This window comes from Mycobacterium sp. AT1, from assembly GCF_002043095.1.
Taxonomy (GTDB): Bacteria; Actinomycetota; Actinomycetes; order Mycobacteriales; family Mycobacteriaceae; genus Mycobacterium.
In genome coordinates, this window is the sequence record NZ_MVOC01000040.1 from 1 (window position 1) to 18248 (window position 18248).

Here is an 18248-nt window from a genome sequence, read left to right on the forward strand (position 1 = left end):
CGTCGGTTCGCCGCCGCCGACGTTGACGTAGAAGACCTGCATGCGTTCGAGCTCGTCGATGACGTCCTTGCACTGCTGCGTGCTCAGCTCGCGCGGGTCGCGCTTGCCGGAGGACGACAGGCAATGCACGCAGGACAGATTGCACGCGTAGGTCAGTTCCCACGTCAGGCAGATCGGAGCGTCGAGACCGAGCTCGAACTGGTCGATCAGACGCCCGGGCAGCACCGCGGTCACGAGGCACGCACCAGCATGTTCGAGTTCACCAGAGTGTCAAGCGCTTTCGCGTAGATTCCGACGTCCTCGACGCCGACCGCTCGCAGCGCCGCCCGTGCGGTGGGATGCTCGCCGATCGCCGTGACCACCTCTACCACCACGAGGTTCTTCAGGAAGGACAGCTTCCTGGTGCCGAAGTGGTACAGCAGCGCCCCAAAGGGCTCGGGGCGCAGCGCCACCTGCGGGTGCAGCTGCCAGCGGGCGTCGAGGTCGAACATGGTCAGTAAACCCCGCACATGCCGTCGATGGATACTTCCTCGACCAAGACCTCGTCGACGAGCGTCTCTGCAGCGGCGCTGTTTTCGGGTTCGTCAGAGCGGTTCATCGTGGCCTCCTGGTGGGATTGCGGACACCATCACGCTATGGCACCCGATGCGTGGCCGACACTCGCCGAACGGGCAGTCGCCTACCCATCCGGACGGGTCACGAATGCCACCCCCTCGGGTCGCGCGCAGCTGTCCGTCATCCGAATAGCGTTGTTCGACAACATTCCTCGACCAAAGGGACGCCCATGACCAGTGCGTCGACGCTTCCCCGGGTACGCGTCACCCGACGCAGCGGCCCCCACGTCGCGCATCCCGACCGGGCGGCCCTGTGCACGACCCGGTTCTGCACGAGTCGCGCCGACGGGGTGCTGGCCGTCGAACACGACCTGGGGCCCGACGAGATCTCCGACGAACTCGCCGTCCTGCTGGCGACCGAACTCGACGACGCCGGCCTGCTACACGGGCAGCCCGAGTTTGAGGCCGTGTTCACCGGGGTCGTGCAGTCCGTCACCGATGACGCCGGCGAGTCCGACGCCGCGTGGCTTCGGTTCTACCGCAACTCACTGGACCGTCTCGAGCACGGGTCTGCGGCATTCGCTCCGATTCACCAGCACGCGGCGTCCCTGGTCGTGGGTCGCCAAATCGTGGACCTGGGTTCGTGTTTCGGGTTCTTTCCCCTCCGCATGGCAGCCGCCGGGTTCGACGTCACCGCGACCGATCTGAGCGGCCCCACGATGGAACTGCTCGACCGCACCAGCGCGCCGCTGCGGCGCCTCCTGCGCACCGTGGTCTGCGACGCGGCCAACGTTCCCCTGCCGGACGGTGCAGCCGAAACCGTGACGGTGCTTCACCTTCTCGAACACCTCGACTCCGACGCCTCGGCTGCGGTACTCCACGAGGCGATGCGGCTGTCCCGCCGCCGGGTCATCGCGGCGGTGCCGTTCGAGGACGTGCCGCGAGCCTGCTACGGGCACGTCCAGCGGTTCGACGTCGGCGTCCTGACGACGATCGCCGAGGCGTGGCGGGGCGCGGGCGTCGAGGCCGGGGTGCACGAATTCCACGGAGGGTGGCTCGTTCTCGACCGTTGACGGTCCGCGAGCGTGCACGAACTCCGATCCTTGCGCGGCGTGTCGCCCGCAGACACGCACGCTCGCGGCAGGGGGAGAAGCGCTAAATCAGCCCACGCTTGCTCGCGGCGTACACCGCTTCGGCTCGCCTGCTGACCTCGAGTTTGCGCATGATGTTGCTGACGTGGAACTTCGCGGTCGTGGCCGAGATGTAGAGCTGCTCGCCGATCTGGTTGTTGGACAATCCCGTTGCGAGCAGTCGAAGCACCTCGAGCTCGCGGGCGGTGAGCTGCTGGTGAACGTCGGCCCGCCCGGACATCGAGCGGACGACGGCGGCGGCGCTTCGTGAGTCGAAGGCACTGTCACCGGCCGAGATGGCCCGAATCGCGCGCACCAACTCGGTGGTGTCGACGTCCTTGACCACGTACCCCCGGGCTCCGGCGTGCATCGCGCGCACCACGAGGTCCTCGTCGAGGAACGTGGTGAGCACCAGCAAGCCGATGCCGGGATGGGCCGCAGAGAGCTTGGTGCACAACGAAAGACCTTCGTACTCCGAACCCGCGGACAGCTTGAGGTCCAGCAGCACGACGTCCGGGGTCGTCGCCAGGACGACGGCCACCGCCTCGGCCTCCGACGACGCCTCACCCACGACGACGAGCCCTCGCTGGCGCTCAAGAACCGAGCGCAGACCCTCGCGCAGGATGGCGTGGTCGTCGACGAGCACGAGCCTGATCGTTCCCGTGGTGACGTCAGTCGTCATGGCCGGTCCTCTTCTCGTTGGGTGCCGGCACGGTGGCGACGACGCGCACGCCACCGATTCGCGACCGCAGCACCTCGAGGGTGCCGCCGTGTTCTCGGGCGCGGGCCAGCATGTTGGCCAGCCCGCGGTGGTGGCCGTCGACGTCGGCGGCTTCGGACAGGCGCAACATCATGCGCAACTTCTCCGGCTCGCCGGTACCGTCGTCGGCGATGGACAGCGCCACCGCCATCGGCGTGTATTTCAACCGCACGATCGCCCGCGTCGCGTGGCCGTGCATCGCGGTGTTGAACAGCGCCTCGCCCGCGATCCGCAGCAGCGCATGCTCGACGTCACTTGGCATTTCGACCGGACTGCCGACGACCTTCAGCGTCACGCGGAGATCTTCTGGCATGTGCACGGTTGCCAGCTGGTCGAGCATCTCCGGCAAGCTCGATCGCTGAGCGTCGCCGGGATGGTTCAGCGCATAGATCGCCGAGCGCAGTTGCTCGACGGCCGATCGGCTCAGGTCCTTCGCCAGATCGAGCCTGTCGATCAGGTCGCTCGACGCCGACTGGGATTCCAACTCCCCGCGACACACCTCGATCTGCATTCCTGCGGACAACACCGTCTGGGCGACGCTGTCGTGCAACTCGCGTGCGATGCGGTGCCGTTCGGAGTCGAGCACCTGGTGGCGTTGGGCAGCGCCCAGCTCACGCTGGGTGGCAAGCAGTTCGGCGTTGCGCGCCTCCGACTCGGCGAGCAACGCCTGGGACTTGCTGAACAGCGAACAGTTCTGCAGTGCGACCGCGGTCTGACTCGACAGGATGCGCATCACCACCTCGTCGGAGGCGTCCAGGGCACGGCTGCGCGGGGTCCAGGCGGCGAAGGCCCCGATGACGACGTCGTCGAGCTCGATCGGCACGTGGGCGTGCTGGCGCTCGATCACCGGAAGGCGGAACTGTGCCAGCTGCCCACGCAGGATGTCGTTGAGTCGGTTGAGCACCGCATCGGGAAGGTGCGGGCCCGGATCGGTTGCCCCGGAGAGTCCTTCGAACGCGTAGGCGACTCCCGCCGAGTCGAGGATCAGGTGGCGCGGACTGGCCTCGGGCAGTGCACCGTCGGCCAGGGCGATCAGGATCCACTCGGCGTCGAGATGGATGCGCGCGGCCTCGGCGACGGCCCGGACCAGGTTCTCCGGGCCCTCGGTCGTCTGCACCAGGGCGCGGGAGATGATGTCGAAGGCCGCCACCACCCGGTCCAGCCGCTGGGCGGCTACGCGCAGCTCCGGGTAGAACGTGCCCTTGCCGGAACGAACTCCGGTCAGCCGCTCGAGATCTGGGCGGCGGTCGGGAGTACGCGAAAGTTCGGACGTCACATCGCAGTCCGGAACAGTGCCTGAATCTGGACGGCGTCGGCCTGCCGCGGATTGGTGGTCATGCAGGCGTCCTGCAGGGCGGCCGCCGCCAGTCGTGGCAGATCGGTTTCGTTGACGCCGAGCTGCGCAAGGCCACGCGGCACCCCGACTCGGACCGCCAGTTGCTCGATCCGATCGGCAAGGGCCAGAGCGGCTTCCGCCGCGGGAGCCCGGGGGTCGACGATCCCGAGGTAGGCGGCGATCGCGCGGAAGGGCTCCGGATCGTCCTCGGCGTTGAACCGGATGACGTGAGGCAGCAGCACCCCGTTGATGACGCCGTGCGGAAGGTCGAGCAATCCGCCGACCTGATGGCTCATCGCGTGCGCGGCACCGAGGATCGCGTTGGTGAAGGCCAGCCCGGCCTCCAACGCGGCCTGGGCCATCAGGATTCGTGCCGACATGTCCGCGGGCCGGTCGATGGTGGCCACCAGGTTGTCGGTCACCATCTGCACCGCCCGCAGCGCATGGTGGTCGGTGAGTTGATTGTGCCCGAGCGACACGAACGCCTCGATGCCGTGGGTGAGTGCATCCAAACCCGTTGCGGCGTTGAGCCATTCGGGCATCGTGGTGAGCAGCCGCGGGTCGATCACCGTGATGTCCGGCACCAGCGACCGGCCGAGGATGGTGATCTTGGTGTTGCGGGTGGTGTCGGTGACGATGCAGAACTGGGAGACGTCGGCGCCCGTTCCCGACGTCGACGGCACCACGACCAGCGGCGGGATCGGCATCAGCGCCTTGTCGACACCCTCGTAGTCCAGGATGTTCCCGCCGTTGGCGGCCAGGATCGCGACGCCCTTCGCGGCGTCGATCACCGACCCGCCTCCGACGGCGACCAGGACGTCGCAGCGATTGGACCGGTAGACCTCGTAGCCGGCGGCGATCTCGTGATCCTTCGGGTTGGGCGTGAGGTCGCTCCACACCCTCGCCTCCACCCCCTGCTCGCGGAGGTGCCTCGTCATCTCGTCGACCCAGCCGGCCTCGATCAGACCGGAGTCGGTGACGAGCATGGGCCGGAGCGCGCCCAGTCGCAGCGCCGCATGCGCCGCCTCCACCATCGAGTCGACCCCGAAGACGATCTCGGGCGCATGGAACTTCAGCACCCGGCCCGGCGCGAATCCGGCGGAGTCGTGCGGATGCTCGGGGTGCGGCAGCGGCACCGCCGCCGGGTACCGCACCCGTTCCACGTTCGCCACAGCACCGCCTCGACCACCGCTCGGCTGGGACACCGAATGTGACCCAGACAACACCGTTTGATTCACAGTACGACCTGGACGGTGCTCGACCAATCGAGGCGGCCGAGTGCTCATCGGTACGTCGCATCGGTCGCGAACTCCTGCGCCGTCCGATCGAGTCCGCTGAGGTCGCGCACCACCCGCACGCGGCTGCAATATTCGGCGTAGGCGGGAAGGTCGCAGCTGCCAAGCCCCCACGAGTACCGCGGTTCCGGCGTCAGCCACACCGTCTCGCGAGCCCGCCGGGTGATCTCCTCGAACGCCGCCAGGTTGGGGTCGTTGGCGTTGTTTCGGCCGTCCCCGAGCACCACCACGGTGGTTCGTCGGGTCACGGCGGAGGCGTGTTGGGCCAGGAATTCCCCGAAGGCGTTGCCGTAGTCGGAATTCGCGTCGACGTCGATGACGTCTCCGCCGAACAGCATCCCCAGCGCACGGTCGCCGGAGTAGTCCCTGAACAGCTCGGTGGTCTCGGCGACGTCTGCGACGAATGCGAACGTGCGCACCTGGGTGAACAGGTCCTGCAGACCGTGCACCAGGTTCAGCGTGAAACGCGACGTGGCCCGCACCGAGAGACTTACGTCGGCGAGCACCACCAAGCGAGGCCGGTCCTCCGCGCGCCGGACGGTGACGGGGACGAACGGGATGCCGTCGAATCGCATGTTGCGGCGCATCGTCCGCCCGGAGTCGACTCGCCCGGCCGCCGCGTTGCGCCGACGGTGGGTCAGCGCGCCGTGCAGGCTGCGCGCCAGCCTGCGCAGTGATTCCTCGAGCTCGGCTCGCTCGGTCTCCGGGAGCCGGACCGACCCCGACAGCGCGGCTTCGCGGTGGGTACGCGTCTCCACGACCCTGTCCTCCAACGCCAACAACGCCTCGAGGTGCCGTTTCAATGCCTGCGGCAGGTTCTCCAGAACGCCTGTGAGCCTGCGGCGCAACGCCGCTGCGTCAGCCTCGTCACCGTCGTCGGCGTCGGTCAGATCGTCGAGCCAGCCAAGCAGGGCGTCCTGTTCTGCGATGGTGAGCGACGCCTCGACGCTGGTGCCGGTCGACGTCGACAGCGTGCCAGGGGGTCCGCCGCCGTGGAGTCGGTCCGCGGAGAGCTCGACGCGGTACTTGTTCTCGTCGAGGCCCGCGCTCTCCTTGGACAGGACGATCTGGTCGGTCAGCGCGGCAATGTCGATCTTGTTGGCCTCCTGGTGCAGGTTGTACTGCTGCGCCAGGTCCTCCTGTTTGAAGTACTCCCGAATGCTGGCAGGCTTGCCGTGCTCGTGGCCTTCCTCCGGCTTGTCGCTCGGCTCGTCGGACAGCGTGAACGACTCGAGCTCACCGGAGTCCACGAGATCGTCGTGAGCGTGACCGTGGCCCCGTGCTCCGTCGTCGCCACCGACCCGCACTAACGAGAAGAACGCGTCGAATATCTCGTCGAACACCGGCTCGTCGCGCTGGTCCTTGACGAGCGCCACCCGCAGCGCGGTGCGCAGGATGGTTCGCGAGGACAGCACACCGGGTTGGCCGGCGCACCGCATCGCGTCCAGCGCCTCGGGGATCGAGACGCGCACACCCGCGAGCCGCAGGAGCCGGACGAAACGGTGCAGGGTCGCTTCCACGTCGGCTCCTAGAAGGGCCGACGCCGGCCGAGCGAGGCGTTCTTCTTGGGTGTTCCGTAGTACCCGTTGGTGAATCGGCCCGGCTTGTCCTTGGCTTCGCGTACGGCCGCCCCGTCGGGTTCGGGGTCAGTCGACGCGTGGGTGTGGGTGTGCTCGCCATGCGCGTGCGAGTGACCGTGATCGTGGTCGTGGCCGTTGTGCGCCGAGGTGGGCACCGTCGCGTTGGGGTCGACGAGCCGCGGGAGCGCCTCGAGCGACTTGCGAATGTCCTTGTCGTACTTGACCACCACCGACACCGTGTCCGAAAGCACCTTCGCCGAGAGCTCGCCGACCCCGAGTACCGCAAGGGTGCGGGCCCAGTCGATGGTCTCGGAGATGCTCGGCGCCTTCCGCAGATCGAGATCGCGCAGGCCGCGGACCACGTCGACCAGTTGGGCGGCCACCGCGTCGTTCAAACCGGTGTCCTTGGAGCGGACGATCTCCAATTCCCTTTCCGCAGAGGGATAGTCGAGGAACAGGTGTAGGCAACGCCGTTTCAGCGCAGCCGCCAGGTCGCGGGTGTTGTTCGACGTCAGGATCACGTACGGCGCATGCTTGGCCGTGAACGTCCCGATCTCCGGAACCGACACCTGGTACTCGCCAAGCAATTCCAGCAGCACGGCTTCGAGTGCCTCGTCGGCGCGGTCGATTTCGTCGATCAAGAGAACCACCGGTTCGTCCGAGCGCACCGCCTCGAGCAGCGGGCGCGACGCCAGGAACCGGTCGGAGAAGAACACGCTCTCCTGGGCGCCGATCCGGTCGACGGCTTCGTCCAGGTCGGCGGCATCGGCCACCAACTGACCGATCTTCTCCCTGAGGATCTGGGTGTACAGCAACTGCTTGCCGTAGTCCCACTCGTAGAGCGCCTTCGTCTCGTCCTGACCTTCGTAGCACTGCAGCCGCAGCAGGCGGCGGCCGGTGGCGGCGGCCAGCGCCTTGGCCAGCTCCGTCTTGCCGACGCCAGCAGGTCCCTCGATCAGCAGCGGCTTGTCGAGCTTGGTCTGCAGGAAGACCGTTGTCGCGAGGTGCTCGTCGGCGATGTATCCCTCGCCGGCGAGTGCCTCGCACACAGCCTCGACGGAGTCGAACGAGGACATCAGGGCAGGAGTTCGTCGAGGTCGCCGTTCATGCAGTGCTCGACGACCGGGCGAACGAGGTCGAACGTGCACTCCTTGGCGTTGCCGGGTGTGCACGCGTCACCGAGGACGTGGTTGGTGATGCGGTCGACGTCGGCCTTGTCGCCCTTGATCACCGGCGCATTCTCGTAGAACTTGGTGGGACCCGAGCCGAGCCGGTTCTTGGAGTAGCTGTCCTGCTTGACGTCGGTGAACTTCTCGATGATGTTCACGTCACGCAGGAGTCGGATCGCGGCGCCGAGGGCGGCGTCGGCGGCCTGCACGTCGGTCATGCCGTAGGTGTCCACGCCCATCGCCTGAGCGATGTCGGCGAACCGCTTGTAGGCGGCCGACATGTTGAACGCCCACACCCGCGGCAGGGCGATCGCGTTGTTCAAGCCGTGATGGGTGTCGTAGAACGCGCTGACCGCGTGCGAAATGGAGTGGATGATGCCGAGCCCACCCGAGTTGAACGCCTGGGCGGCAACGTATTGCGCGTACATCATGCCTTCGCGGCCCTTGAGGTCCTGACCGTTCCAGGTGGCTTCGCGCAGGTTCTCGGCGGTGAGCTTGATCGCCCGAATCGCGTTGCCGAGCGACGGCTCGAAGTTCAGCCGCGACACATACGGCTCCGACGCATGGGCCAGCACGTCGAACCCGCACTGGGCGGTGTAGTCGACGGGGCAGCTGTAGTAGAGCACCGGGTCGTCGATCGCCAGCGTCGCCACGCACGCGTCGTCGAAGGCCACGTACTTGTGCGGGTTGTCGGGGTCGGTGGTGGTGTCGGTGATGACGTACGCCCAGGACGTCTCCGACCCGGTGCCTGCCGTCGTCGAAATCGCAATGTGCGGAGGGTTCTTCGGGTTCTCAGACATGTTGAAGCCCTCGAAGTCGTTGACGTTGCGACCGTCGTGCGCGACCGAGATGCGGGCACCCTTGCAGGCGTCGTGTGTGGAGCCACCACCGATGGAAATGAAGCTGTCGCATTCGTTCTCCTGGTACAGCTTCACCGAGTCCATGACGTTGTAGTCCTTGGGATTCGACTCGACCTGGTCGTACACGACGACCTCGAGACCGTGCCACTTCAGGGACTCCGCCATGTTGTGCACGATGTCGGTGCCGCGCAGACCCGACGACATCAGAAGGGTCTTCTTGAACCCCATCTTGAGGGCTTCCGGCCCGACCATCTCATGGGCGCCGGGGCCCATCATGGCGCGGGGGAAGGGGTGAAACTCTTTGATGGGAAAGGGCTTTAGCAGGTCTTCGACCTTCATGACATGTTCCTCTCGTCAGTGACGCGAGCTGCGCGTGACCATCAAGGTAGGCACGCCACTGTGACGCGGGGAACACATCGACTCCAAGTCCGAATGCTCGGGCAGCACTAGTCGGGACGACCGGGCAGTGCCCGCCTGCCCGATCGGGTAGGTGCTGGCGTCGCCGCTACCGCAGCGCGGTCAGCGCCGCGGCGAGCATCTCGAGCTCATCGGTGGTCACGTCGACGTGCGGTGACACCCGAAGGGCAGCACGCGTCATCTCGCCGGGCGCACGTTCGACGCCCGCGCGGGTGGTGATAATCCCGTGTTCGGCGATGAGCCGGGCCCGAACCTCCAGCGGGTCGACGCCATCGGGCGGAGTCAGCGTCGTAATGGCGCTTGGCTCGTCGACGGACTCCACCACCTGCCAGCCGGGCACCTCGGCGAGCACCGTGCGCGTCTGGGCGCCCACCTCGGCGAGCCGGGCCTGGATGTGTCGTGGACCCGCCACGACGTGCTCCCCGAGCGCCACCGAAAGACCAAGGTGGGCAGCGACGTTCACTTCGGCGTTGGCCAGGTCGGCCCTGGTCTGGTCGGTCAGCAGTCCGGGCCGGGTGGCCAGCAGTCCGACGCCCCGTGGTCCGGCCGTCCACTTGCGCGACGACGTGTACACCGCGTCGGCACCGGTGTCGGCGCAGTCGAGGTGCGCGAATGCCTGGGCGGCGTCGACGACCAGGGGGATGCCGTGTTCGCGGCACGCCGCGGCGATCGCCGCGACGGGCTGGACGACGCCGCGGTGACTGCCCAGCATCGTGACGTGCACCAACGCCGGCGGGTCGTCGGCGAGGGCGCGGGCGGCCGCGTCGGGGTCGAGCCGTCCCTCGCCGTCAGCCGGGAGCGGCACCGTGTGGAAACCGCGTCGCGCCATGACGACGAGGTTCGGTCCGTATTCACCGGGCAAACAGGCGATCTTCTTGCCGCCCTGCCAATCGCTCAGCAGAAGGGCGAGGGCGTGGGTGGCGCCGGTGGTGAAGACGACGTCGTCGGCGGCGGCGAACCCGGTCAGGGCTCCGGCGGCGGCTCGGCCCGCGTGCAGCGCAGGCGCTGCGGCCTCGGCGGCGACGTATCCGCCGACCTCGGCTTCATGACGGGCGTGCGCCGCTGCGGCGTCGACTGCGGCGAACGACTGCCGTGAGCAGGCGGCACTGTCGAGGTGCACCCCCGCCGTCGACGGTCGGGCCGCCCTCCACTGCTCGGCGAGGTCGGTCACTTGACGGCGAGCGAGAGCCCGAAGTCACCGGCGGCGTCGGTCCACCACGCGATCCGCCGCAGACCGGCCGCGGCGAGCTCGTCGGAGACGCCGTCGGGCTGGAACTTGCAGGACACCTCGGTCAGCATCTCCTCGCCCGCGGCGAAGTCGACGGTCAGGTCGAGACCCTCGATCCGCACCCGCTGCGGACTGGTGGCGCGCAGCCTCATCTCGATGCGTAGCTCGTCGGGGTTCCACCGGGCGACGTGCTCGAAACCGTCGAGGTCGAAGTCGGCGTCGAGCTCGCGGTTCACCACGGCGAGCACGTTCTTGTTGAAGGCCGCGGTGACGCCCGCCGAATCGTCGTAGGCCCGAACCAGGCGGTCGACGTCCTTGACGAGGTCAGTGCCGAGCAAGAGCGTGTCCCCCGGTTGCAGGCTGTCGGCCAGCGCCGCGAGGAAGTCGGCGCGCGGACCGGCGGTGAGGTTGCCGATCGTCGAGCCGAGGAAGACCACCAGCCGACGCCCTACCAGCGGAATCTTGCCGAGGTGCTCCTCGAAATCTCCACAGACGGCGTCGATCTCGACGCCGGGGTACTCGGCTCCGATGGCGGCGCCCGCCGATTCGAGGATCGTCGCGTCGACGTCGAAGGGGATGAACCGCCGCAATGAGCCAGCGTGGTCCATGGCGTCGAGCAGGATGCGCGTCTTCTCCGACGTTCCGCTGCCCAACTCCACCAGGGTGTCCGCTCCCGAGGAGGCTGCGACGTCGGCGCCGTGGGCGCGAAGGATCTCGGCTTCGGCGCGCGTCGGGTAGTACTCGGGCAGTCGGGTGATCTGATCGAAGAGATCGCTGCCCGTGGCGTCGTAGAACCACTTGGGCGGCAAGGACTTCGGAGACGACGTCAGGCCGTCGCGGACGTCGCGCCGCAGCGCGTGGGCCGCGGCGTCGGCGGCGAGGTAGTTGGAAAGGGACATGGTCATGACGAGCCTTTCAGAGCAATCAGTTCGACGGAGGCCCCCGAGACGTCCACCAGGTGACGGTCGGGAACCTCCTCCCAGCGGGGGTCGTCGTCATAGGGTTCGCTTGCCAGCACGACGCCGTCGTCCCTTCGCAGGATCGACAGGGTGTCTCCCCACGTCGTACCCAGCAGTCGAGATCCGTTGGCGGCGACGATGTTCAGGCGGGCGTTCGGATCGGCGGTGCCGACCTCGACGATGGTGTCACCCAACGCGTCGAGGCCGCGATCGAAGATCAGGGCGGCCAGCAGCGCACTGTCGACGGTGGATTCTGCGGCCGACGACAGCGGCAACACCGACCGGTCGACGACGCCGTTGTGGGACAGCAGCCATTGGCCGTCGGTGAACGGCGCGGACGCCGACGGTTCGATCGGCATGCCGACGGTGGCCGACCGGACGGCCGCGACGACGCATCCGCTACGCAGCGCGGGCGCCACCGACGCGAAGGACGCGTCACCCCACAGCGGTGCGGCGCTCCGCCACCGCCGCGGCGTTCCGGTGTCGAAGAAGCCGGCGCCCCAGCCGTCGGCGTTCATCGTGCCGTGCTTCTGCAGCCGAGGTGAATACGACTGCACCAGAAGGGCATTCGGCGGGTCGAGGACCAGGGACGCGACGGACACCGGCCCACCAAGCCAGCCCAGGTGACGGCACACCCTAGGCGTCCCACGCGAGTCGGACGCCGGAGAAGATCTGCCGGCGAATCGGATGGTCCCAGTTGCGGAAGCTCGGCCGCACGATGTTGGGGGCCACCGACCACGCACCACCGCGAAGCACTCGGTACTCACCGTCCCCGGAGCCCTCGAAGAACGGGCTCGAATACTGCTCGTAGAGCATCGGGGTGAACCCCGGCCACGGCCGCAGCGAGGACGTCGTCCACTCCCACACGTCACCGAGCATCTGCTCCGCGCCGTAGGCCGACGCCCCGGCCGGGTAGGCCCCGACGGGCGCCGGGCGCAACGCCTCGCCACCCATGTTGACCAGGGCCGAACTGGGTTCCGTTGCACCCCAAGGGAACCGGCGGCGAGAGCTCCGTTCCGGATCCCAGGCACAGGCCTTCTCCCACTCCTCCTCGGTGGGCAGCCGGGCACCGGCCCACGCGGCGTACGCCTCGGCTTCGAAGAACGTCACGTGCTGCACGGGTTCGTCGGCGGGAATGTCCTCCACGTATCCGAACCGCGTTCGGGTTCCGGCCTCGAGGCTCCAGAACTTCGGCGCGGTCAGCTCGGCCTGCTGACGGTGCGCCCACCCGCCGTCCGACCACCACCGCGGTTCTCGGTAGCCGCCGTCGTCGACGAACTCGCGCCACTCGCCGTTGGTGACGGGAACCCGTCCGATCCGGAACGACGCCACGTCGACGACGTGCGCGTCGCGTTCGTTGTCCAGCGACATCGGCTCCTCGGCGGCAGTGACACCGAGGACGAACGGACCGCCCGGCACCAACACCGACGTCCCCGCGACGCCGGGGCGCCCCGGCGGCAGCGGTGCGCCGCGGCCCAGGATCGGCGGACCCGTGCGAATGCTCAAGGCCTGCAACATGGTTTCGTCGTGCTGATTCTCGTGGCTGACCACCAAGCCGAACACGAAGGCGCCGCTGCCGTCGTCGGCGGGCAGGGCCTCGAGCGCGTCGAGCGACTTGTCCCGGACGGTGCGAACGAAGGACCGCGCGTCCGTCGGCGGCAGCAGCGGCAGGTTGACGCGACTGGCCCGCGAGTGTTCGAAGGCGTCGTAGAGCCGTTCCACCGCCGGCTCGAGCAGCCCCGGCCGACGCGGGTCGTTGCCGCGGAGCAGCCACATCTCCTCTTGCCAGCCGATGTGCGCCAGGTCCCACACCAGCGGGCTCATCAGCGGGTCGTACTGGCGCAGCAGCTCGGCGTCGTCGAGTTCGACGAGCCGCAGCGTGCGCTCCCTCGCCGAGGTGAGCTCTCTGGCCAGTTCCTCTCGGGTCGTCACGCCGTCATACCCGCCAGTCGGCTCACGGCCGCAGGCACCGTGCTTCCTGCGACGAGGTCGGTGAAGTCGTCGGCCGAGCTCCGGCCAAGTTCCACGCGGCGCAACAACCGCTGCATCGGGGCGCGCAGCTCCGGTGGTGCCAGCTCGGCGACGGTCTGCACGCACCGCAGGGCCGCCGTGCGTAGACGTTCGTCGCCGAGTCCGACCCTGGCGGCCAGGTCCCATTCGGTGGCAACGGGTTCCGTCGCCTCCGCGGCGACCTCGACGGCGGATGGGTCGTCGAGGAGGGTGGCCAGGGTGAAGACCACGGCGGGCCAGACGTCGTCCGGGGTGCTGTCGAGGTACCTGATCTCCAGGAAGCCGCGCGGCCGCACCGGCGGGAACAGCGTCGTGAGGTGGTAGTCCAGGTCGGCCGCCGTCGGGCGCCGACCGCCGAGCAGCGCGCGCCCGTCGGCCCAGTCGGCGAAGGGCACGACCTGTGTGAGGGGAGTCGTGGGGGCAGTCCCCATGCCTTGCACCAACATCACCGGGGCCTTCAGCGCGTAGCTGACCCAGTCGTCGGCCGGGTCACCCCCGCTGGCACCCAGTACCGGACCGGTGCGCGCGGTGTCCAGCCGGCTCCACACCCGCTGCCGGGTGCTGCGCCAGCCGGAGGGCTCACCGCCGAGCAGCGGCGAGTTGGCGGAGATCGCGATCATCGTCGGCCCGAGCGCGTGAGCGAGCCGGACCCGCTCGGCCCAGCCTGCACGTGGGCCGGCGTCTAGGTTGACCTGCACCGACGCCGTCGACGTCATCATCGCCGCGCCGGCGTCGACCGTGCCGCTGGCCGCGAAGAATTGCTCCATGGCGCGGTAGCGATCCCCCGGGTTGACCCGTTCGGGCGGGCGAAGGGGATCGGCGCCGAGCAGCACCAAGCCCAATCCGTGTTCGGCGAAGGCCTTGGTCAGGACCGCCCGATCGGTCCGCATCGACGCGATGGCGGGCAGCACCGAATCCGCGGGCGGGCCGGACAGCTCGACCGCTCCGCCGGGCTCGACGGTGATCGGGCTGCCGCCTGGCATCGGCGGAACCGTGGCGATCACCTCGGTCAGCTCGGCCCACCCCGGGCGTCGCATGGGGTCGGCGAGGTCGAAGCAATGCGCCTCGATCTCCAAGCCGATGGCGCCGATCGGACCGTCGGTCAAACACTCCGCGCCGATCCGGCGGGCCGCGTCGGCGGAGTCCGTCAGCTCGGCTCCACACAGGTCTGCGGTGGTGGTCACGTCAACCGTCCCCTCCGGATCGCCGCGCGGGGGCAAGGCGCGGCTCGTTGGCGTCAAAGATTGCCTTCACCATCTTCGGAGAGGTAACCGACAAATCCCCAAGACTATTCATCCCGGACTGCCGTACGGGCGCGGCCGCTACTGGCCCAGGGTGTTTTGCATCGCGCCAGCCAGCACGTTCACCGCGGGTCCGCCGTTGCCAGGTTGGCAGACTTTCGCTTGTAGCAGAACGTTCTCGCGCAGCCTGGTTTGAATGAAGCACCGTCGATCAGTACCCGCCTCCTGCTTCACCCACACCGCATCGTTGCCCGTCGGTCCGCCACCGGAGAACGACCAGACCTGCGTCGTGAAGTCCTCGAGGTGCATGGCCGTGGTTTGGCCGGCGCAGCCGACGGTCCTGTCGGTCACGCGGTGGAAGGCTCGGGTGGCGGCCTCGCCGGTCGCGAACACTCCGACGGCCTGTTTCACCAGATTGGTGTCGTCGTCGGCGGCACGCTGGGCGACCGCGCCGTTGAACGACGCCAGGTCGGGATCGGCGTAGACCTCGGGCAGCCCGATGTCGGCCCAGTTGTTGCACGCAGGAAGGTCGACGTAATAACCCTGGAACGGCGCCGTGAAGGTCGACTCCCACCGCATCGGGGCGCCGACGATGTTGCCCACCGAGCCCTTGCCGAGGACGGCGTAGGACACCACCCCCGGGTCGGACGGGCGCGCGACGGCAACCGGCGCCAGTGCGACGGCTCCCGCCATCACGGCCAGCGCCACACCGGCGGGTGTGCGCATCGGCTAGACGACCTTGGCAGTCAGCTTGACGTCGATGTTGCCGCGAGTGGCCTTGGAGTACGGGCAGAAGCCGTGAGCCTTCTCCATCAGGTCGTCGGCGACGCTCTGCTCGAGGCCGGGGAGGTACCCGATGAGGTGCGCGTTCAGGCCGAACCCACCCTCGGAGTCCTTGCCGAAGCCGATCTGGGCGGTGATGGCGCTGGCGTCGTCGATGGAGATCTTCTCGTTCTTGGCGACCAGTCGCAGTGCGCCGAGGAAGCAGGCGGAGTAACCGGCCGAGAAGAGAAGCTCGGGGTTGACGCCCTCGCCGCTGCCACCCATCTCCTTGGGCGGGCGGGTGTCGAGGTCGATCTTTCCGTCGGCGGACGTCACGTGGCCGTCGCGGCCCCCACCGGTGGACGTGGATTCTGCCGTGTAGACGACTTCGATGCTCATGCGTTCGATCATGCCAGGCGCGACGGCGGGCGAGAATCCCCTAGAAGATCGTCAGGGTGCAGTACGTCCTGGGCGGGGACGGGTATGGCCAGGCGTATTGACCGACCGCCGTGGGGCAGGCTTTTTGATCCCGGACGTCGAGGCGCTGGGTGACCTGGACCAGCAGGCCGTCCTGGCCGCGCTCGGCGCAGTCGGCGAGTTGCAGCATGCCGATCGGCATGTCCATGACGTAGCAGTGGTTGGCGACGAGGTTGGGCACCAGGCACAGTCGGGTAGTCGACGGGTCGGCGAATTGCGTTGGCACGTGCTGATATTCGCTACTTGGACAGGCTCCGGATTCGTCGGCGAGCGCGCCGACGGTGTAGCTCGGGTCAGCCGCGCAGGATGCCTTGTCGGCGGTCAAGGTGGTTGGCGAGTCCGGCGCCTCCGACGGGATGGCGACGCAGTCGCCGACGGAGAACACCTTCGCCAAGCCGCGCTGCGGTGGCTCCGCCTGCAGCGAGCAGCCGCTCGTCAGGAGGACCAATGCCGCGCCGACCGCCGCGACGAGCCTCACTCGCATGCGTGTCATGGGTGACGACATTGTCACGAATTGGGAACCGTCGCCACATGTTCCCCAAAGTTCTCAATAGTCTCACAGACCCCAGGAGAATCACAAGGATGGCATTCGCTGCGGCGTGTCGCGTCGCCTTCGTGGCCCCGAACGTGAATCTGGCGACGCCCCACCCGCGTGGTGCGTCGCCAGATTCACGAACAGGTGAGGAGCGTCAGCCGTTGCCGGCGCGCACCCCTTCCTCGACCTTCTTGCCGATCTCCGGGTCGACGTTGGTCCAGTACTCGAAGACCCGCGACAGCACGGGTTCCTTCACGCCGTCGAGCACGTGGCCGACGATGTTGCTCACCAACCGTTCCCGAGCGTCGTCGTCGAGCACCTCCCGCACCAGCGTGCCTGCCTGACCCCAGTCGTCGTCCTCCGGCCGTAGCGCGTACGCCGTGCGGACCATGTCGCCGTCGGACGCCCAGTGCACCTCGGCCGCCCGCGCGGGATCGGCGACGGGGCCGCCCATCGAGTTCGGCGCGTACACGGGATCGGTCGCGAGCTTGATCCGCATCGCGCCGTCCTTGGAGTACGCGTTGACCTCCGACTTCGGCTCGTTGACCGGAATCTGCTTGTAGTTCACGCCAAGTCGGGCGCGGTGCGCGTCTGAGTAGGAGAACCCGCGAGCCAGCAGCATCTTGTCCGGCGACAGGCCCGTGCCGGGGACGATGTTGTTGGGCTCGAACGCCGCCTGCTCGATCTGCGCGTGGTAGTCCACCACGTTGCGGTCCAACGTCAGCTTTCCGACGTCGATCAAGGGGTAGTCCGAGTGCGGCCACACCTTGGTCAGGTCGAACGGGTTGTATCGGTAGGTCTTCGCGTCCTCGAACGGCATGATCTGCATCTTCAGCGTCCAGCTCGGATGGTCGCCCGACTCGATCGAGTTGAACAGATCGCGCTGGTGGTAGTCGCCGTCCGCACCGGCCAGCCGGTCACCCTCCTCCTGCGTCAGGAATTCGACGCCCTGGTCGGATTTGAAGTGGTACTTGACCCAGAACAGTTCATCTCCCGAGTTGACCCAGCTGTACGTGTGGCTGGAATAGCCGTTCATGTGCCGCCACGACTTCGGGATGCCACGGTCACCCATCAACCACGTCACCTGATGCGCCGACTCCGGAGACAGCGTCCAGAAGTCCCACTGCATGTGGTGATCGCGAAGGTTGTTGGCAGCCATCCGCTTCTGGCTCCGGATGAAGTTCTGGAACTTCATGGGGTCGCGGATGAAGAACACCGGGGTGTTGTTGCCGACGATGTCGAGGTTGCCCTCGGTCGTGTACAGCTTCAGCGAGAAGCCGCGCGGGTCACGCCAGGTGTCTGGGCTGCCACGCTCGCCGGCCACCGTGGAGAACCTGATCACCGTCTCGGTCTTCGCGCCGGGCTGGAACACCGCCGCCTTGGTGTACTGGCTGACGTCGTTGGTCACCTCGAAGTGACCAAATGCGCCGCCGCCCTTGGCATGTGGCTGCCGCTCCGGAATACGCTCACGGTTGAAGTTGGCCATCTGCTCGATCAGGTAGTGGTCCTGAAGCAGAATCGGCCCGTCGGGACCGACCGTGAGCGAGTGCTCGACGCTGGGGATCGGCGCTCCGCCGTCCGTGGTCGCGATCTTTTCAGTCATGAACCCATCCATCTCCGGGTGGCGTCGCGGCCACTCGGGGCTGGGCCGCATCTCGTCTGACGCACCGCACGCCGTGGCATACCCACGAAGCGTCGTACGCACTCGTCACCCCGATTCGAGGCTATCGACCGGGAGGCGTCGGCGGAGCTGAACCGGGACCTTGACCCGGCCCGTCCCAGCCGGGACCGCCCGGGAAACCGGGGCCGCCCGGGAAACCGGGGCCGCCCGGGCCACCCGGCCAGCCGTGCCGCGGCCCGCCACCGTCGCGTTCCATCTGCCCCTGGCCGTGTCCGTGCTGGTGACCGCCATGGTGGTCACCAGCACGGACACGG

19 protein-coding genes and 1 pseudogene are annotated in these 18248 nt (G+C 68.0%); 1 reads left to right on the plus strand and 19 read right to left on the minus strand.

What is annotated here, in order from left to right; translation table 11 throughout:
• The 3 genes from B1790_RS19170 to mftA all read right to left on the minus strand — a co-directional run.
• A partial coding sequence (locus tag B1790_RS19170; RefSeq protein ID WP_369832377.1) for a radical SAM protein occupies positions 1 to 225 on the minus strand: 225 nt, incomplete at its 3' end.
• A 5-nt stretch (positions 226 to 230) separates the two neighbouring features.
• Entirely contained in the window at positions 231 to 491 is a 261-nt protein-coding gene (mftB, locus tag B1790_RS19175) for a mycofactocin biosynthesis chaperone MftB (protein ID WP_079924864.1), read from the minus strand.
• 2 nt (positions 492 to 493) lie between these two features.
• A complete protein-coding gene (mftA, locus tag B1790_RS19180) occupies positions 494 to 598 on the minus strand; it encodes a mycofactocin precursor MftA (protein WP_079924865.1) in 105 nt (34 codons plus the stop codon).
• Between the two features lie 186 nt (positions 599 to 784).
• On the opposite strand from mftA, the gene mftM reads away from it, so the two are divergent.
• Complete coding sequence (gene mftM / locus B1790_RS19185; RefSeq protein ID WP_079924866.1) at positions 785 to 1627, plus strand: mycofactocin oligosaccharide methyltransferase MftM; 843 nt, start codon at positions 785 to 787, stop codon at positions 1625 to 1627.
• An 82-nt stretch (positions 1628 to 1709) separates the two neighbouring features.
• Here the strand turns inward: mftM and B1790_RS19190 are convergent, their stop codons facing one another.
• The 16 genes and pseudogenes from B1790_RS19190 to B1790_RS35365 all read right to left on the minus strand — a co-directional run.
• Entirely contained in the window at positions 1710 to 2366 is a 657-nt protein-coding gene (locus B1790_RS19190) for a response regulator (RefSeq protein ID WP_056552600.1), read from the minus strand.
• Positions 2356 to 3720, minus strand: a complete 1365-nt coding sequence (locus tag B1790_RS19195; RefSeq protein WP_304528836.1) for a histidine kinase — start codon at positions 3718 to 3720, stop codon at positions 2356 to 2358. The genes B1790_RS19190 and B1790_RS19195 overlap by 11 nt, the downstream gene beginning before the upstream one ends.
• The gene (locus tag B1790_RS19200) at positions 3717 to 4910 is read right to left on the minus strand and encodes an iron-containing alcohol dehydrogenase (protein WP_233165204.1); all 1194 of its coding nucleotides are present in this window, start codon (positions 4908 to 4910) and stop codon (positions 3717 to 3719) included. Before B1790_RS19200 ends, B1790_RS19195 begins: the two co-directional genes overlap by 4 nt.
• Positions 4911 to 5062: 152 nt before the next feature.
• On the minus strand, positions 5063 to 6595 hold the full coding sequence (locus B1790_RS19205; protein WP_079924867.1) for a VWA domain-containing protein: 1533 nt from the start codon (positions 6593 to 6595) through the stop codon (positions 5063 to 5065).
• Positions 6596 to 6603: 8 nt separating this feature from the next.
• Positions 6604 to 7731: a MoxR family ATPase gene (locus tag B1790_RS19210; protein ID WP_079924868.1), complete on the minus strand. Its 1128-nt coding sequence runs from the start codon at positions 7729 to 7731 to the stop codon at positions 6604 to 6606.
• Positions 7731 to 9023 (minus strand): NDMA-dependent methanol dehydrogenase, encoded by a 1293-nt coding sequence (gene mdo / locus B1790_RS19215; RefSeq protein WP_079924869.1) that lies wholly within the window; start codon positions 9021 to 9023, stop codon positions 7731 to 7733. The genes B1790_RS19210 and mdo overlap by 1 nt, the downstream gene beginning before the upstream one ends.
• A gap of 166 nt (positions 9024 to 9189) precedes the next feature.
• Positions 9190 to 10272, minus strand: a complete 1083-nt coding sequence (gene egtE, locus B1790_RS19220; protein ID WP_079924870.1) for an ergothioneine biosynthesis PLP-dependent enzyme EgtE — start codon at positions 10270 to 10272, stop codon at positions 9190 to 9192.
• Positions 10269 to 11234 (minus strand): L-histidine N(alpha)-methyltransferase, encoded by a 966-nt coding sequence (gene egtD, locus B1790_RS19225; RefSeq protein ID WP_079924871.1) that lies wholly within the window; start codon positions 11232 to 11234, stop codon positions 10269 to 10271. The genes egtE and egtD overlap by 4 nt, the downstream gene beginning before the upstream one ends.
• Positions 11231 to 11923, minus strand: coding sequence for an ergothioneine biosynthesis protein EgtC (gene egtC, locus B1790_RS19230; RefSeq protein ID WP_079924872.1), 693 nt, complete (start codon positions 11921 to 11923; stop codon positions 11231 to 11233). Before egtC ends, egtD begins: the two co-directional genes overlap by 4 nt.
• Position 11924: 1 nt before the next feature.
• Positions 11925 to 13220 carry an ergothioneine biosynthesis protein EgtB gene (gene egtB, locus B1790_RS19235; protein ID WP_079924873.1) on the minus strand — a complete coding sequence of 432 codons (1296 nt, stop codon included), beginning with the start codon at positions 13218 to 13220 and terminating at the stop codon, positions 11925 to 11927.
• Entirely contained in the window at positions 13217 to 14482 is a 1266-nt protein-coding gene (gene egtA / locus B1790_RS19240; protein WP_079924874.1) for an ergothioneine biosynthesis glutamate--cysteine ligase EgtA, read from the minus strand. Before egtA ends, egtB begins: the two co-directional genes overlap by 4 nt.
• 138 nt (positions 14483 to 14620) lie before the next feature.
• Positions 14621 to 15265, minus strand: coding sequence for a sensor domain-containing protein (locus B1790_RS19245; protein WP_079924875.1), 645 nt, complete (start codon positions 15263 to 15265; stop codon positions 14621 to 14623).
• A gap of 3 nt (positions 15266 to 15268) precedes the next feature.
• Positions 15269 to 15700 (minus strand): organic hydroperoxide resistance protein, encoded by a 432-nt coding sequence (locus B1790_RS19250; protein ID WP_198952053.1) that lies wholly within the window; start codon positions 15698 to 15700, stop codon positions 15269 to 15271.
• Positions 15701 to 15740: 40 nt separating this feature from the next.
• On the minus strand, positions 15741 to 16271 hold the full coding sequence (locus B1790_RS19255; protein ID WP_233165203.1) for a hypothetical protein: 531 nt from the start codon (positions 16269 to 16271) through the stop codon (positions 15741 to 15743).
• A gap of 196 nt (positions 16272 to 16467) precedes the next feature.
• Entirely contained in the window at positions 16468 to 17916 is a 1449-nt protein-coding gene (locus tag B1790_RS19260) for a catalase (RefSeq protein ID WP_079924880.1), read from the minus strand.
• A gap of 121 nt (positions 17917 to 18037) precedes the next feature.
• Positions 18038 to 18248 (minus strand): annotated as a pseudogene (locus B1790_RS35365) (ATP-dependent Clp protease ATP-binding subunit); the annotation flags it as partial.